Consider the following 14,877-nt stretch of genomic DNA (forward strand, 5'->3'; position numbering starts at 1 on the left):
CCTGTGACTATAAGTGAGCCAAAAATGAACACATCGACCTATGCTATACGCAACACAGTTAACGCCACATTGAAGGCCTCGTCTAAAATCAGTCTAGCCGCTACCTTACTGCTAGCGGGACTCGGCGCGGTCAATGCGGCACCATTGCAAGTGAGCCATTTTAATCCGGGCGAAAACAGCATCTTTGCCGTGTCATCGAGCTTTATCAGCGGCGAACACGAAATGATGTTAGTCGATGCACAATTTCAAAATAACGATGCCCAAACCTTGGTTGATACCATCAAGGCCAGCGGTAAAAAGCTGACTCAGGTGTATATCAGTCATAGCGATCCTGACTTTTATTTCGGTTTAGCCGTGATTAAAAAGAATTTCCCCAATGCACAAATCGTCGCGACTCAAACCACAGTCGATGCCATTAAAGCCTCAATGGCAGGCAAGCTCGCCTACTGGGGTCCGATTTTAAAGGACAATGCGCCAAGTGAATTAGTGTTACCTAAGGCGATTCACAGCGACACTTTCACCATCGACGGTGAGCAAGTGATTATCGAAGGTTTTAATGATAAACATCCTAAACACACTTTCCTGTGGATACCATCGGCAAAAACCATTACAGGTGGCGTAGAAGTATTTGATAACACGCATGTTTGGATGGCAGACACTCAAACTACCTCTGAGCGTCAGGAATGGTTAACTCATTTAGATGCGATGGAAAAACTGCTGCCGACCACAGTGATCCCGGGGCACTATTTAGGCGAAGCGCGATTTGATACCCGTGCCATCGGTTTTACCCGTGACTATGTAAAAGCCTTTGACGTCGCAGCAAAAGCCTCGAAAGATTCAGCCGAATTAATCCAAAAGATGCTGGCGCTATACCCACAAATGCCAGCCGATGCAGGGCTTGAAATCAGCGCCAAAGTTTACATGGGCGAAATGACCTGGCCTATGTAAGTCCAGCCATACCTATCTCGGCGATGAGGTACAGCTAGTTAGGTGTAAAAGATAGTTAAGTGCAAACAGTTAAAGACAGGCACGTGAGCGATTGCGTGCCATTTTTTTAGCTAAATGACTGCACCTAAATAACGGTACCAAACTAACGATTTTAATCGATGATTTCAAAGGGCTTAAGTCGCTAATGTAACGACGAACTTAAGCCAAAAGGTTTAATACTATGACTACCCCAACAACTCATTCTGCTAGCACAGCCAGCAGCACACCAACGGCCAAAGTGCGTATTTTGCACGCGATTATCGACCCTTTATGTGGTTGGTGTTATGCCGCAGCGCCGTTACTCGATGCTGCAGCCAAAGCTGGCTTTACCATTAAGCTCCACGGCGGCGGTATGCTCACAGGCCCAAGACGCAAACAAATCGATGCCAACTGGCGCGACTATGTTATGCCCCACGATCTGCGCATTGCCGAGCTAACCGGACAGCCTTTTGGTGAGAACTATTTCGATGGTCTGCTGCGTGATACCACAGTCGTACTCGACTCGGCGCCCCCCATTAAAGCCATGCTCGCAGTCGATGCTATGGGCGGCGACAGTTTGGCCTATCTACACTCAGTACAACTGGCCCATTACCGCGATGGTCACAGCGCCAGTGATGAAGGTAATCTCGCAAGCTTAGCCGCTGAACTTGGGCTCGACCCTATGAGCTTTGCGCAGCATTATGCCCAAGGTGAAGACAAGCTGTATGAGCATATCGTTGAGTCCAGAGCATTATTGAATCTGATAGGTGCCCAAGGTTTCCCTTCGATGGCTATAGAGGGTGATGACGGCAACATCACCGCCATTAATATCAACCGCTTCTACGGCCAACCCGCCCAGTGGTTAAGCCATCTTGAAGCGCAATTTGAGTCATAATCATGCCAATGCTTAATGGTGTTTCAACAGGTTCATTAGTGAGTGAGCCTGCTCAGTTAAGTCTTATAGAAACAGCAAGGCAGACTGATGCGAATCTTGCACTGGTTAAAAGCACCTATGAGGGAAGTAGCTCAGCCGAGAACGCCAAAAATCTTCAGCATGCCTTAGCGAGTGACGCACGCTGGACAGAGGCGGCAGGTTTTCCCTATGCGGGCACTTACATAGGCTTTAGCGCGATAGCCACCAAGGTGTTCGCTCGCCTCGAAACTGAATGGGATAACTACTGCGTCGATATCGAAGACTATGTCGCCCAAGGCGATAAGGTTTTTGCCTTCGGCACTTATTCAGGTACCTATGTCAAAACGGGCAAGTATTTTAGCGCCCGAGTCGCCCATTTATGGAAGATACACAGCGGCAAAATCGTCAGTTTCGAACAGTTTGTCGATAGTCATACCGTCGTCAATGCCATGTGACGGTCAATATCATGTAACTGAAGTCATGATATTGAGACATGAAATAACTGAATAGTGAGGTGGGCAAGTTTAATTTAGCCCGCCTCGTGACTTGTCGATGTTAAGCCTTATCCGTATGATTTAGTGTTTTCAATATGTTGAGCACTTGACATTAAGTACTTAAGATTAAGCGTTTGAAATTGAACACTTGAGATTAACTTCGCAAAGTTACACATTCGAAGACTCATCAACTCAAGTGTCTAAAATGACAGAATGAATAACTAAAACAAGAACAAGGATGCGGTCTAATGCGAATCAATTCGATGCCAGTCGGGGCTCACCCAATCACACTCTCTATCACCCGACTGAGTCGAGCCAGCCAATGGATACTCAAGCGACATAGAAAATTCACGCCACTGTTATGGTTTGTCACCGCACTCCCTTTTGTCACACTCTCCTTTAACTCATTAGCGGCCAATACCAGTGAGGCCGAGCCAGAACTAAAGATTCAAGAAAGCAGCGTCACCGATGGCCCTTATGTGTTTTTAAACAATGCTCAAAAAGACACTGCCTATTGGATTTGCCAGAGTGAGCTTAAACAAACGCCGATTGCGAAGGCGCAGTTAACTCGCCCTGCCAGTTGCGGTAAATTACCAGAGCCCCATCTTCACACACTAGCGGCCACGGTTGAGCCCGATACCTTTACTCATGTCAGCAAAATTGTCGCCCTTAGCGATGTGCACGGCCAATTTGATGTGATGATTAACTTACTAAAAGCCCATAAGATTATCGACAAAGATAACCACTGGGCCTTTGATGACGGTCATATGGTGATGACGGGCGACATGTTTGACCGTGGCCATCAAGTCAATGAAGTATTGTGGTTTTTATATGCCTTAGATCAAGAAGCTCAAGCTGCGGGCGGGCGCTTACATCTACTCATGGGCAACCACGAGCAAATGGTGTTTCGCGGCGACTTACGCTACGTCAACGAACGCTACCAAGTCTCGGCCGATTTACTCAAACGCCACTACGATGCGCTCTACAACAAAAACACCGAAATCGGCCAGTGGCTTCGCAGCAAACACACCTTAGTCAAAATCAATAATATCTTGTTTATGCACGGTGGCATCAGCCCTGAATGGGTCGAGCGTAAATTACATATCAGCGAGGCTAACCAACTATTTCGTCAGCATTTAGATGATAAAAAAGCCGATTTGAAGAAAGATGATTTACTCAACTTTCTGTTTTTTACCAATGGTCCAACTTGGTATCGCGGTTACTTTAAAGATGAACTGAAAGAGTCGGATATCGATAGCATACTGAACTATTTCAAGGTCGAGCATATTGTCGTTGGACACACATCGCAGGAGCAAGTGCTTGGTCTCTATCACAATAAAATCATTGCGATAGACAGCAGCATTAAGAATGGTCAATCCGGTGAACTGTTACTTATCGACGCCGGCAAACTCAGCCGCGGTCTGTATCAGGGTGAGCAGGTTTCGCTATAAGATACCTCACTAATATCTTCGCCATAATACGTGAATGCCCTAGCGCCCTAATGCATGCATAAGTTAGGGCGTGAATGCATGAATAAGCAAAGGTAAACGGGCACCCACCATGGTTATAAATCTGTAGCGTTCTAAATCTGAATAGCTCTAAATCGGCATAGTTCTAAATCTATATGGCTCTCAACATGCACGCATCTTAATATTCATAAGTTCGCCAGTTTTTATTAACTCTGACTATACTCAAGCCAAGTGCGACTCACCTAAGTGCTGGAGTAGATATGGGGAAAAAATTACTCACATTATCTGGCTTTTGCTTGTTTATGCTCGGCTTTATCCACCCCGCATTTGCGGGTCGAGAACTCCATTTAGTCGCCACTAACTACCCTCCTTTTTATGCCGATGCTTTACCCGAACAGGGCGGCGTCGCCCAAGTCGTCAAAGAAGCATTTAAACGCCAAGGCTACAATGCCAGCCTCAAGTTTTATCCCTTCGCTCGCGCAGCCCTACTCGTTAAAACGGGCCAAGCCGATGGCATTATTGGACTCTGGTATCGCAAAGAGCGTGAGCAATGGGCTCAATATTCTGCGCCAATCCAACCGGTACAAATCGTGTTTTATAAACGTAGAGATGCGCCGCTAAGCTTTAGTCAGCTCTCTGAGCTCAAGCCCTACACGATTGGCATAGGTCGCGGTTACGCGAATCCACCCGAAATCTTCGCCGCAGGGCTCACCACCGAAGAAGGTAATTCGGATGAAATGAACCTCAAGAAGCTATTTTTAAAGCGTATCGATTTAGTCTTGATTGGCCATAACTTAGCGAGGTATTTAATTAAAAAAGGCCCAGCTGAATATGACGATGCCTTTGAACAAGTCGGTCAACCCATAGCGACTGAGGTATTTCACTTAGGGGTGTCTTTGGCCGTGACAGATCATCAGCAGTTGGTAACGGATTTTAATCAAGGCTTAGAAAGTATGCGCAGCGATGGTCGATTGGCTTCCATTTTGAGCCAATATCCTCAGGTTGAAACGACTCAAGCCCCAGTCGAAAAAACGCGTACTGAGGTCCATCCCTAGCGCACTTGGGTCTTCTCGCACTGCCCCTTTGCACAAAAAAACCGCAAAAGCCGCGTTGAATTGTGTTCAAGGCTCAAAAAACACAATTTCTTTCATTTTCGTTTGCTTACCTTTACAAACTTTTACCCAACTCGGGTAGGTTATTCACTAGAATAGCCCCATTAGAGCTATCACCTTTTTCAACTGCCTTTGCGCGAGATAATAATTACAATGAAAAAAACCATTATTGCCATTGCCCTGCTTGCGGTTATCGCCACAGCGGTGAGTTTTAGTGATGTCCTTCAAGCAGCCAAACCCGAAAGCGCCCCACACCTAATGCGTACCGTTCCAGTGGTCACGGGTGAAGTCGTTGAATATCCGTTAGCGCAATCTATCTCGCTTATCGGCAAACTCGCTGCCGAACGCGCGGTGATCATCGCGCCGCAAGTCACAGGTAAGATTAAGCAAGTCGCCGTGACCTCAAACCAAGCAGTGAAAAAAGGCCAGTTGCTCATCGAACTCGATGATATGAAAACCCAAGCCGCCGTCGCCGAGGCTAATGCGTTTCTCAACGATGAAAAACGTAAACTCAAAGAATTTGAAAAACTGATCAGCCGTAACGCCATCACCCAAACCGAGATTGACGCACAAAAAGCCAGTGTGGATATCGCCCAAGCACGCTTAGCTTCAGCCCAAGCCGATTTACATTACCACTCGCTGATTGCGCCGTTTGCGGGCAATACGGGACTGATTAATTTCAGCGAAGGCAAGATGGTCAGCATAGGCACTGAATTAATGTCGCTTGATGATTTATCTAGCATGCGCCTCGACTTACAAGTGCCAGAACATTTCCTGTCGCAATTGAGCATAGGTATGCAAGTGGCGGCCACCAGCCGTGCTTGGCCGGATGAAACCTTTACTGGCAAAGTTGTCGCTATCGATCCCCGCGTCAATGAAGAAACCTTAAACCTTAAAGTGCGGGTGCAATTCGACAACCCCAAAAATCGCTTAAAACCGGGCATGATGATGTCATCCACTATAACGTTCCCTGCGATTTCTGCACCTATGGTGCCAGTACAAGCCCTGGAATATTCTGGCACTAAACGTTACGTATACGTAGTTAATGCCGATCACATTGCCAACCGCACCGAAGTGCAGTTAGGGGCGCGTATCGATAATCAAGTCTTGATTGAAAACGGTTTAAAAATAGGTGACAAAGTCGTGGTGCAGGGCTTAGTGAATATGCGCGATGGTCTGCAAATCAATGAAGTGACGCTTGATGCCAAGGCATCTACCCGTGCGGCTGAGCTTTCAAGCCCAAAAGCTACGGAGACTAAATAATGTGGTTATCCGATGTTTCGGTTAAACGCCCTGTCGTTGCCATCGTTTTAAGCTTACTGCTGTGCGTATTCGGCATAGTCTCCTTCTCTAAATTGTCGATACGGGAAATGCCCGACGTCGAAAGCCCTGTGGTCACAATTAGCACCAGTTACTCGGGTGCGTCGGCGGCCATTATGGAAAGCCAGATCACTAAAACCCTAGAAGATGAACTGACGGGGATCAGTGGTATCGACGAAATCACGTCGACCACACGTAATGGTAGCTCGCGTATCACAGTGAAATTCCTCCTCGGGTGGAACTTAACCGAAGGCGTAAGTGATGTGCGTGACGCTGTGGCCCGCGCCCAGCGCAGGCTGCCTGAAGATGCGAAAGATCCTGTCGTCTCAAAAGACAACGGTTCGGGCGAGCCCTCAGTCTATGTGAATTTAAGTTCGAGTGTGATGGACCGCACTCAGTTAACGGATTACGCCCAGCGCGTGTTAGAGGACAGATTTAGCCTTATCAGCGGCGTGAGCTCCATCAGTATTTCTGGCGGTTTATACAAGGTCATGTACGTCAAGCTCAGACCCGAGCAAATGGCGGGCCGCAATGTCACAGTCACAGACATAACGAACGCGCTGCGCAAAGAAAACATCGAAACACCCGGCGGCCAAGTGCGAAACGACACCACTGTGATGTCGGTGCGTACCAAACGCTTGTACTACACGCCAAAGGATTTTGACTACCTTGTGGTGCGTACCGCCAGCGATGGCACGCCTATCTACTTAAAAGATGTGGCCGATGTGGCTGTTGGCGCACAAAACGAAAACTCTACCTTCAAAAGCGACGGTATCGTTAACATCAGCTTAGGCATTATTGCCCAGTCCGATGCCAACCCATTGCTCGTTGCCAAAGAAGTGCACCAAGAAGTCGATCGCGTACAAGACTTCCTGCCCGAAGGCACTAGCCTAGTGGTCGACTTCGACTCTACCGTATTTATTGACCGCTCGATTAACGAGGTGTATAGCACCCTTTATGTCACCGGCGCCTTAGTGGTACTCGTGCTGTATATCTTTATCGGACAAGCGCGGGCGACACTCATCCCTGCGGTAACGGTTCCGGTATCGTTAATCTCGGCATTTATCGCCGCCAATATGTTAGGTTATTCGATTAACCTACTGACATTGATGGCATTAATCCTCTCCATCGGTCTAGTGGTCGATGATGCGATTGTGGTGGTCGAGAACATATTCCACCATATCGAAAAAGGTGAAGAGCCCTTATTAGCAGCCTATAAAGGTACCCGCGAAGTAGGCTTTGCCGTTGTCGCCACCACAGCGGTATTAGTCATGGTGTTTCTACCTATATCCTTTATGGACGGCATGGTCGGACTGTTATTTACCGAGTTCTCTGTGATGCTAGCGGTATCGGTACTGTTCTCGTCCTTAGTGGCACTGACACTTACTCCTGTACTGAGCAGCAAACTGCTGAAAGCTAACGTCAAACCGAATCGCTTTAATCGTTGGGTCGATCGCGGTTTTGCCCGCATGGAAAGCATCTATCGCGTCGCCGTTACTCGGGCGATTAAACTTCGTCTACTCGCTCCCTTAATTATTCTCGCCTGTATCGGCGGCAGTGCTTGGTTAATGCAACAAGTGCCGTCACAGCTCGCGCCGCAGGAAGACCGCGGTGTGTTGTTCGCCTTTGTTAAAGGCGCCGAAGGCACCAGTTATAACCGTATGACAGCCAACATGGACATAGTCGAAGACAGACTCATGCCCTTGCTGGGTCAAGGTGTGCTGCGCTCCTTCAGCGTGCAAGCCCCCGCGTTTGGTGGCCGTGCGGGCGATCAAACGGGCTTTGTGATCATGCAGCTTGAAGATTGGGGCACACGCAGCGAATCCGCACAGCAAGCGCTTGGGATTATTAGCAAAGCATTGAAGGACATTCCCGATGTGATGGTTCGCCCTATGATGCCAGGCTTTAGGGGCCAATCGAGCGAACCGGTGCAATTTGTGCTTGGTGGTTCGGACTATGCCGAACTCTTTAAGTGGGCGCAGGTGCTCAAAGAAGAAGCCAATGCCAGCCCTATGATGGAAGGCGCCGATTTAGACTACGCCGAAACCACGCCTGAGCTTATTGTTACTGTTGATAAAGAACGCGCGGCGGAGCTTGGGATCAGTGTCGATGACGTCTCTCAAACCTTAGAAGTGATGCTCGGCGGTCGCACCGAAACCACCTATGTGGATCGCGGCGAAGAGTACGATGTGTACTTGCGCGGTGATGAAAACAGTTTTAACAACGTTGGCGATCTTAGCCAAATCTACATGCGTTCCGGTAAAGGCGAATTAGTGACGCTTGATACCGTGACCCATATCGAAGAAATTGCCTCGGCACAAAGATTAAGTCACACCAATAAGCAAAAATCGATCACCCTCAAGGCTAACGTCAGTGAAGGTTACACCTTAGGTGAAGGCTTAAAGTTTCTTGATGCTAAAGCCATTGAATTATTGCCTAAAGATATTTCCATTGGTTACACCGGCGAATCCAAAGACTTTAAGGAAAACCAAAGCAGTATCTTCATCGTATTTGGTCTGGCTTTACTGGTCGCTTATTTAGTGTTGGCCGCGCAGTTTGAAAGTTTTATCAACCCATTAGTGGTGATGTTTACTGTGCCTATGGGCGTGTTTGGTGGTTTCTTAGGTCTACTACTCACCAGTCAAGGGATCAACATCTACAGCCAGATAGGCATGATCATGTTGATTGGTATGGTGACCAAAAACGGTATCCTTATCGTTGAGTTTGCTAACCAATTGCGTGACCGCGGCTTTGAACTCGATAAAGCCATTATCGACGCTTCATCCCGTCGTTTGCGGCCAATCCTAATGACAGCATTCACCACCTTAGTGGGCGCTGTACCTTTAATTTTCTCGACGGGCGCAGGCTCAGAAAGTCGTATCGCTGTGGGTACTGTAGTGTTCTTCGGTATGGCATTCGCCACCTTTGTGACACTACTCGTCATCCCCGCCATGTATCGATTAATCTCGGCAGCGACCCATTCACCGGGTTATGTTGAAGCTAAACTCGAAGCGGCAATTAAAGCGCAAGAATTAGTGGCCCAAGAGGCGGCGGCAAAGCAGCAGGAGCTTGCGCCTAAAGCCTAGTGCTAATCATAACTGCAGAAAATCGCATAGTAAAAAGCCAAGGCACTCAGTGCCTTGGCTTTTTTTATTGGCGACTCAATCAAGAGCCTTACCTTATATGGGATATAAGGAATTTATCTATCCCATCACAACACAATTTCGACCAGCTGATTTAGCGTTATACAACACACTATCTACACGAAAAAGTGCGCTACGCAAACTCTCGTTATCTTGAACACGGATACAGCCAAAACTCATGGTCAAACTCAGTTGTTGATTGTGATAGAAGAAATCCGTCGACGCTAAATCTAAGCGTAATTGCTCTGCGATTTGATGTGCCTCATCTAAGGAGCAACCCTGTAAAACAATCAAGAACTCTTCACCTCCCCAGCGAGCAATACAAGCAGCGGGTTGCCGTAGCCCTTCAAGTAACCTTGCGACTTGCACTAAAACATCATCCCCACATAAATGACCAAACGTGTCATTGATGGCTTTGAAGTAATCGACATCGCACATTAACAAACAAAGCTCTGAGCCTTTTGCGGTACTTAAGGCATTCTCCAACACCGCTTCCGCTTTGCGGCGATTAGCGAGTCCAGTTAACACGTCGGTATTTGATAACGTTTGATTTTCATCAATAAGCAATTGTAAATCATGGATATCTCTCATCGTCACTATATGCAATTCCGATTGATTCTCCGTGGCAATTTGTGCCGTGATCAAAAACCAACGGTACTCACCGTTACGACAAAGAATACGAGCCTGCATTTCAGCCGTATCAATTCCTGCATTGATACTGCTTTCAACGATGTTTGCCCATCCCTCAATCATGGCTTGACGCACTAAAGGCTCTGGATACACGGTTTTAAACCAAGCATCCATATCGGGAATATCTTCTAATGTGTAGCCAATTTGTTCGATAAAGGCATGATTAACAAAGCGGTGGATCCGCTGTATACGCCCAGATATCTCATCAATACGTGATTCAGAAAGCAGGATTGGAATAGGAATGAAATCTAAGCTTTTAAAGAGAATTACCTCACTATCATTGCGTGCTGTCATTAATCTTCCCCGCTCAAATCCCAGACAAAGATCAGTCATCAGATCCCAAACCGAGTTGAGGTTAAAAGATGATTGATAAAACATATATTTACGTTTGAATTTATCCGAGATTCAATCAAGCACAACACAGTTGCGGCCATCATTTTTAGCTTTATATAAAACGCTATCGACCCGAAATAATAGACTTTGCAGGCTTTCACTGACTTGATGTTCCACACACCCAAAACTCATGGTTAAGTGCATATGCTGACCATAGGATTGGTAATCCGTGGACTCGATGTCACAACGCAGCTTCTCGGCAAGCTCTCTCGCGATTTCAAGTTCAGTGTTTTCCAGCACGATCAGAAACTCCTCCCCTCCCCAACGTGCGACACAGGAAGCAGAAGATGCATAGTGCTTAAGCTGATCCGCTACTAATTTAAGCACATCATCGCCACACAGATGGCCAAAGTTATCATTAATACTCTTAAAAAAATCGATATCACACATCACTAAACAGAGTGAACCTTGTGCATCGGTACTGTATTCAATGGCTGAAGCGAGGATCTGCTCCACTTGACGACGATTGGCAAGTCCCGTCAGTAAATCGGTATTGGATTGCCGCTTGTTATCCTCAATCAGTAACTGCAACTGATGGACATCTCTCATAGTGACTATGTTTAAGTTTGATTGATTTTCAGTGGTAATTTGAGCTGTGATTAAAAACCAACGATATTCACCATTGCCACAGCGAAGGTAAGTTTGAAAACCTGCGGTGCTCAGTCCCTGTTTTTCACTTTCATATACAGCACTATCCCACTCGAGCATCGCTTTGTCTCGAAGGATTGGGTCGGGGTAAACAGTATTAAACCAAGATTCAATATCGGGGATGTCCGACATGGTATAGCCCAATTGCTCAATAAATGCATGATTCATAAATCTATGCACCCTATGAGTGCTAGGACGACGTCCTTCCACGTCCAAGGCCTCAGATAATAGAACTGGGATAGGAATATAATTTAAACTTTTGAATAATAAGGCTTCACTATCTTCTGAAAAAAGTCGACGCATCCGTATCTCCCCATACAACGAAATAACATAGAGATAACATTTAGTGTGATAGAACCACATATGATTTGTGAGGACAAGAACTCACTTAGGCCGTCGTCGATATAAAAATACTACAATCTCATCTCGTAAAATCAGAACGTGACTTGGGACACATCTAAAATGATGGAATGACAAGTACTTAAGAAAATCCTAATAAGAAGCGTTTGTTTGAAAAGACCTTTATTCTTCTTTTTCAGTTGCTCGTTTTTCGTACTTATTAATAGTAACAAGATTCAATAGAAGCCTAAGATGATGGGATTAGCCAGAATAATGGATGTGTACCGTCACCATTAATTATCCTCTGCTTATGAATAGACAGTGGACAACTCAATGATGAAGTTAACCTTATTTCCCACTATGCCTCGATTGATTTCGTCTGCGGCAAAGCAGCAGGAACTCACGCCTAAAGCCTAACGCTAATCATAGCTGTTGATAATCACATAACAAAAAGCCAAGGCACTGAGTGCCTTGGCTTTTTCTCATTTACGTCTTAAGCATTTTTTACTTTATTGGCTAAGCCTAAATGTAAACCTAAGCCAACACAAAGCAGTGCACTTAACGTAATCACCATACCTAAATGGTGAACGATTCCCGTGCCGCCTAAACCCAGTCCCAACAGAATGTAATAAAACAGTCCGAAGAGCGCGCCAGCAGAGCCCGCATAAGTGCGATAGTTTGCCAGAGCCGAGCTGAGTATGTTCGGAATAGCGATACCGTAAGCAATCACAATCAATAGCATAGGCGCTAAAAAGTAAACATTATTCAGCCCTATAAAGGTCGATTGGATCAGCCAAATCCCCAATCCACCGACGAGTGCAATAGCACTGGCTAAGCGAACCAGTCGTGCGCTGTTGTGGCCTCGACCCAGCATTATTTTATTAACATAACTGCCAAGGAATGTACCAAAGCCTAACAGTAAGCCACTGGTACCAAAGGCAAGCGTCGATAACCCTTGTGCCTCAAACATAAATGCCGCCAGTGAAAAGTAGCTAAACCACATCAGATTAAACGCCGCCACCAACAAGGTGTTCTTAATAATCCCGCTGTCACTAAGCATCTTAATCGCTAACTCGCCTATCGCGATTTTCTGGGTGTGTGCGGGTTTGGTTTCGGGTAAAGATTTTACCGACAAAAATAATAATACGATTGCAGAGACCATGAGTGCGACAAACACCCCTTGATATCCCCAATACGCGCTGAGAATACTGCCCAATAGCAATCCGATAACTGGGCTTATTCCAAGTGACATTCCCATCACAGAAAAAACTTTCGCTAATTCCTCTCCGCTATAACTGTCACGCATCATAGTTTGGGTAATCACAGACCCCACTGCCGCGCCAAAGGCCGACAATATGCGGGCCATCAACAACAGGCTAAAGTCGCTAACCATCAAGGCTAATGCTGAGCCAATGGCATAACAGACTAATCCCGCGAGCATAGCTTTACGGCGACCAATAATGTCGGCTAAGCGGCCCCAGCAAAATACGCCGATGGCAAAGGCCATAAAGTACACAGATAAGGTTTGCGATGCAGCGGCAACCGACACCGCAAAGTTTTCTGCAATATTAGGCAAAGCTGGGCTATAGATGGTTTCCATAATTTGCGGAAACATCATTAGCAGCACAACGAGCCCTAATGGTGGTTTTATATTCATGATTTTTAGTCCATTTCAGTCATCCAAATGAGTTGGTTTACCGAAATGTCGCTCCATACTTGTCAAAGATGGCGCAGTATAGATAAAATCCAAATGTGTCCATTAGCAACACTTAGACAAAAAACATCAAAAATAGGACAAAATGGCCTTTATTCTACCTGAACAGCAATTTAATCCAGACCAGCTGGATAATCTGGTCATTGGCATTGCCGCAGATATGGGCGAACACGACTCGGGAGTGCATTACCACAGAAAAGCACAACTGCTGTATGCCCCCACAGGCGTGATGAGATTCACCCTAGCCGAGACTCAAATGGTGTTACCGCCAACGCGCGCGGCTTGGTTGCCAGCTGGCGTTAAGCACAGCGTCACCATGCGTAATGTGGTTGCCTATCGCTCACTCTACTTTGAACCAGAAACCGTCACTTCATTGCCCGATAAAGTCACTATTTTCCATGTAAACCCGCTACTCAAAGCGTTAATCGACACTATGTCGTTTTGGCCATGGGACAAACCAAGAAGCACTCAGCACAATGCCTTTTTGCTGCTCTGCGAAGAATTGGGCCATGCCGCGGAAGAAAATCTGGCTTTACCCCTCCCACAGGATAAACGTTTAAAAAACTGGCTTGCGCAACTGCAACAGCACCAAAAACCGCCAGCCAACCTTAAGGATATGGCAGTAGAAATCGGAGCCAGTGAACGCACAATTAGCCGCATTTTTAGCGCACAGACGGGAATGGCTTATCAAGCATGGCGCCAGCAATGGCGTTTACTCTCGGCCATTGAACAATTGGCGGCGGGGGCATCGGTAGCGCAGGTGGGCTTTAATCTACAATTTTCCAGTGACAGTGCCTTTATCAGCTTTTTTAAGCAATATACCGGCACCACACCGGCACAATATTTCAAATAAGTACTGGCTCGACTGACTTACAATCGTCGAATCGAGCCTTGCCTCATGTGCATCATGACGCTAGCTGCGACGTTAGGCTTTCAGCGCTGGCGTGGTAGAAGACTTAAACCAAGCAAGCGGTCTTTGGCGGCGCGTTAACATGTTACCGAGCGCGACCAGCAAGAGTCCCACACTTGAATACCAAGTCCAGTGATAATCCTCAAACACGCTCGATACACTAAGCGCCACCACAGGGGTTATCACCAAAAGATACGCCGCTGCGTTAGCGCCAATTCGCTCAACCAAGATCAAATAAGCGGTAAAGCCAATCACAGAGGCGATAACTGCTAAGTAGAACAAGCTGCCAAGATAACTCGTTGTCAGCGGTAAACTAAAGCTTAAACCTTTAAACCAAATGATCAGCAGTAACGCCGCACTGCCGTAGCACATGGCATATGCTGTCGAGGTAAAAGGCGACACATTATCGCGCGAGTTACGCATGCTGATCATATTGCCAATCGAGAAAAACCACGTATCTAGCAGCGAAAACAGTAAGCCCCACACTAAGGTTTGTGACCACTGAGTCGCGAGCAAATCGGCGCCAAAGAGTAAGATAATGCCCCCCAGACCGACACTGACTCCTAACCAAAAGTTGCGGGTAGTGGGCGTGCCGTAAAAAATGCGGCCATGTATCGCATTAAAAATGGGCGCAGTGGCCATAATCACCGCCGTTAAACCGCTGGCGATATAATGGGTTGCAGTATAAAACGCGATAAAATTCAAACAAAATAGACACACACCTTGCAGTGCAAACCAAGGATAATGGAATGGACCCATCCACTTT

12 protein-coding genes are annotated in these 14,877 nt (G+C 46.6%); 8 read left to right on the top strand and 4 right to left on the bottom strand.

What is annotated here, in order from left to right; all coding sequences use genetic code 11:
* Positions 1 to 24: 24 nt before the first annotated feature.
* From Q4Q54_RS18960 to Q4Q54_RS18990, 7 genes are all read left to right on the top strand, one after another.
* Positions 25 to 948 (top strand): MBL fold metallo-hydrolase, encoded by a 924-nt coding sequence (locus tag Q4Q54_RS18960; protein WP_311989253.1) that lies wholly within the window; start codon positions 25 to 27, stop codon positions 946 to 948.
* A gap of 220 nt (positions 949 to 1,168) precedes the next feature.
* On the top strand, positions 1,169 to 1,861 hold the full coding sequence (locus tag Q4Q54_RS18965; RefSeq protein ID WP_311989254.1) for a DsbA family protein: 693 nt from the start codon (positions 1,169 to 1,171) through the stop codon (positions 1,859 to 1,861).
* A 2-nt stretch (positions 1,862 to 1,863) separates the two neighbouring features.
* Complete coding sequence (locus tag Q4Q54_RS18970) at positions 1,864 to 2,334, top strand: nuclear transport factor 2 family protein (RefSeq protein ID WP_311989255.1); 471 nt, start codon at positions 1,864 to 1,866, stop codon at positions 2,332 to 2,334.
* Between the two features lie 287 nt (positions 2,335 to 2,621).
* Complete coding sequence (locus tag Q4Q54_RS18975) at positions 2,622 to 3,824, top strand: metallophosphoesterase (protein ID WP_311989256.1); 1,203 nt, start codon at positions 2,622 to 2,624, stop codon at positions 3,822 to 3,824.
* A gap of 278 nt (positions 3,825 to 4,102) precedes the next feature.
* Complete coding sequence (locus Q4Q54_RS18980; RefSeq protein ID WP_311989257.1) at positions 4,103 to 4,897, top strand: transporter substrate-binding domain-containing protein; 795 nt, start codon at positions 4,103 to 4,105, stop codon at positions 4,895 to 4,897.
* A gap of 210 nt (positions 4,898 to 5,107) precedes the next feature.
* Complete coding sequence (locus Q4Q54_RS18985; protein WP_115334117.1) at positions 5,108 to 6,217, top strand: efflux RND transporter periplasmic adaptor subunit; 1,110 nt, start codon at positions 5,108 to 5,110, stop codon at positions 6,215 to 6,217.
* The gene (locus tag Q4Q54_RS18990; RefSeq protein ID WP_311989258.1) at positions 6,217 to 9,360 is read left to right on the top strand and encodes a multidrug efflux RND transporter permease subunit; all 3,144 of its coding nucleotides are present in this window, start codon (positions 6,217 to 6,219) and stop codon (positions 9,358 to 9,360) included. Before Q4Q54_RS18985 ends, Q4Q54_RS18990 begins: the two co-directional genes overlap by 1 nt.
* Positions 9,361 to 9,477: 117 nt before the next feature.
* Here Q4Q54_RS18990 and Q4Q54_RS18995 read toward each other — a convergent pair whose 3' ends face one another.
* From Q4Q54_RS18995 to Q4Q54_RS19005, 3 genes are all read right to left on the bottom strand, one after another.
* Entirely contained in the window at positions 9,478 to 10,401 is a 924-nt protein-coding gene (locus tag Q4Q54_RS18995) for a sensor domain-containing diguanylate cyclase (protein WP_311989259.1), read from the bottom strand.
* 111 nt (positions 10,402 to 10,512) lie between these two features.
* Positions 10,513 to 11,316: a sensor domain-containing diguanylate cyclase gene (locus tag Q4Q54_RS19000; RefSeq protein WP_311989260.1), complete on the bottom strand. Its 804-nt coding sequence runs from the start codon at positions 11,314 to 11,316 to the stop codon at positions 10,513 to 10,515.
* Between the two features lie 664 nt (positions 11,317 to 11,980).
* Positions 11,981 to 13,144 (bottom strand): multidrug effflux MFS transporter, encoded by a 1,164-nt coding sequence (locus Q4Q54_RS19005; protein ID WP_311989261.1) that lies wholly within the window; start codon positions 13,142 to 13,144, stop codon positions 11,981 to 11,983.
* A 142-nt stretch (positions 13,145 to 13,286) separates the two neighbouring features.
* On the opposite strand from Q4Q54_RS19005, the gene Q4Q54_RS19010 reads away from it, so the two are divergent.
* Complete coding sequence (locus Q4Q54_RS19010) at positions 13,287 to 14,054, top strand: helix-turn-helix transcriptional regulator (RefSeq protein ID WP_311989262.1); 768 nt, start codon at positions 13,287 to 13,289, stop codon at positions 14,052 to 14,054.
* Between the two features lie 72 nt (positions 14,055 to 14,126).
* On the opposite strand, the gene Q4Q54_RS19015 is transcribed toward Q4Q54_RS19010, so the two are convergent.
* Positions 14,127 to 14,877 (bottom strand): EamA family transporter (locus tag Q4Q54_RS19015; RefSeq protein ID WP_311989263.1); only part of this gene is annotated, 751 nt, incomplete at its 5' end.

Origin of the sequence: Shewanella sp. SP2S2-4, from assembly GCF_031932025.1 — a bacterium.
In the GTDB taxonomy this organism is placed as follows: Bacteria; Pseudomonadota; Gammaproteobacteria; order Enterobacterales; family Shewanellaceae; genus Shewanella; species Shewanella baltica.

Excerpts from the sequence above, each read along its gene's own strand:
- Q4Q54_RS18960 (WP_311989253.1), top strand. The coding sequence starts at position 25 with ATGAACACATCGACCTATGCTATACGCAACACAGTTAACGCCACATTG.
- Q4Q54_RS18965 (WP_311989254.1), top strand. The coding sequence starts at position 1,169 with ATGACTACCCCAACAACTCATTCTGCTAGCACAGCCAGCAGCACACCA.
- Q4Q54_RS18970 (WP_311989255.1), top strand. The coding sequence starts at position 1,864 with ATGCCAATGCTTAATGGTGTTTCAACAGGTTCATTAGTGAGTGAGCCT.
- Q4Q54_RS18975 (WP_311989256.1), top strand. The coding sequence starts at position 2,622 with ATGCGAATCAATTCGATGCCAGTCGGGGCTCACCCAATCACACTCTCT.
- Q4Q54_RS18980 (WP_311989257.1), top strand. The coding sequence starts at position 4,103 with ATGGGGAAAAAATTACTCACATTATCTGGCTTTTGCTTGTTTATGCTC.
- Q4Q54_RS18985 (WP_115334117.1), top strand. The coding sequence starts at position 5,108 with ATGAAAAAAACCATTATTGCCATTGCCCTGCTTGCGGTTATCGCCACA.
- Q4Q54_RS18990 (WP_311989258.1), top strand. The coding sequence starts at position 6,217 with ATGTGGTTATCCGATGTTTCGGTTAAACGCCCTGTCGTTGCCATCGTT.
- Q4Q54_RS18995 (WP_311989259.1), bottom strand. The coding sequence starts at position 10,401 with ATGACAGCACGCAATGATAGTGAGGTAATTCTCTTTAAAAGCTTAGAT.
- Q4Q54_RS19000 (WP_311989260.1), bottom strand. The coding sequence starts at position 11,316 with ATGAATCATGCATTTATTGAGCAATTGGGCTATACCATGTCGGACATC.
- Q4Q54_RS19005 (WP_311989261.1), bottom strand. The coding sequence starts at position 13,144 with ATGAATATAAAACCACCATTAGGGCTCGTTGTGCTGCTAATGATGTTT.
- Q4Q54_RS19010 (WP_311989262.1), top strand. The coding sequence starts at position 13,287 with ATGGCCTTTATTCTACCTGAACAGCAATTTAATCCAGACCAGCTGGAT.